This window comes from Streptomyces bobili (assembly GCF_002154575.1).
Classification (GTDB): domain Bacteria; phylum Actinomycetota; class Actinomycetes; order Streptomycetales; family Streptomycetaceae; genus Streptomyces; species Streptomyces bobili.
The window spans coordinates 1-1,163 of the sequence record NZ_MUBA01000696.1; the positions used below are offsets into that span (position 1 = coordinate 1).

Annotated in this window: 1 protein-coding gene and 1 pseudogene; one reads left to right on the forward strand and one right to left on the reverse strand. The window is 73.3% G+C overall.

Annotation, left to right across the window (positions count from 1 at the left end):
* Positions 1-680, forward strand: a pseudogene (locus tag BZL64_RS36350) (IS200/IS605 family accessory protein TnpB-related protein); the annotation flags it as partial.
* 76 nt (positions 681-756) lie between these two features.
* On the opposite strand, the gene BZL64_RS36355 reads toward BZL64_RS36350, so the two are convergent.
* Positions 757-1,163 (reverse strand): hypothetical protein (locus tag BZL64_RS36355; RefSeq protein WP_086773294.1); only part of this gene is annotated, 407 nt, incomplete at its 5' end.

A 1,163-nucleotide genomic window follows, 5' to 3' on the forward strand; every position in this document is an offset into this window, starting at 1 on the left:
AGGCGGCGCTCGTCCACGGCGTGGTCGGCGTGGACATGAACGCCGGCCACCTCGCCGCCTGGACGCCCACGGCAACCCCTCCGGCGCCCCGCGCCGCTTCTCCTACGGCCTGAGAGGCACCGCCGGGCACCGTGACGCCCAGGTCCGCCACGCCCTCACCCGCCTGCTGCACTGGGCCAGAGCTTGCGGTGTGAAGGCGATCGCGGTGGAGGACCTGGACTTCGCCGCGGAGAAGACCCGCGAGAAGCACGGCCGCAAAAGGCGGTTCCGCCAACTGATCTCCGGCATGCCCACCGCCAAGCTCCGCGCCCGGCTGTCCTCGATGGCGGATCAGAGGGGTGTCGCGGTCATCGCGGTGGACCCGGCCTACACCAGCCGGTGGGGTGCCCAGCCCTGGCAGAAACCCCTCACCGGCACGACCCGTCAGACCACTCGCCACGACGCTGCTGCCGTGGCGATCGGAAGGCGCGCCCAGGGACACCCGATCCGGCGACGGACGGCACCGCCCCCACACGACCGGAGAGATCGTGCGGGGCATCGGACCGTCCAGGCCGGACCGGGCGTCCCCGGGCGTGAGGGAACCCGCCCCCGCATTCCCGGACCACGGACACGATCCGTCGGCGCCGGACGCGGAGCGAACGCGGGCAACCAGAACGCCCAACACCGTCCGGGGCGTTCGGCCGAGCAGGAGACCTGGCAACAGGACTCACTCCCGCTCAGCCTTGAGGAACGGTTCGGATCAGTTGCTCGTGCAGGTCACTTGGTGTCGGCGGGCCCGCAGCGGCTGTCGCCGTCGCACCGGACCGTCTCGGTGACGGTCACGGTGACCGTGGGCCGCCCCGGTCCGGCGGGCTGCGCGGAGCGCGGCGGGGCGAGCGGCGAGGGGGTGGCGGATTTGCAGTCGCCGAGCCCGGCCACCCGGAACAGCTGCTTGTCGCCGACGTCCGCGCGGAGGTCGCCGCGCACGCAGGAGCCGTCGACGGCCCGCGTGACACGGCCGGTGACGGTGATGTCCCGTCCGTTGCCGGTCTCGCCCTCGCAGTCGACGGAGGCGACCGTCTCCCTGGTCCCCTCATCGGCGGCGTCACCGTAGTCGGCGGTGCAGGTCAGCCACCGCACGTCGACGTCCCGGCGCTCGATCTCGGCCGTCGCCGCCTCGTCGG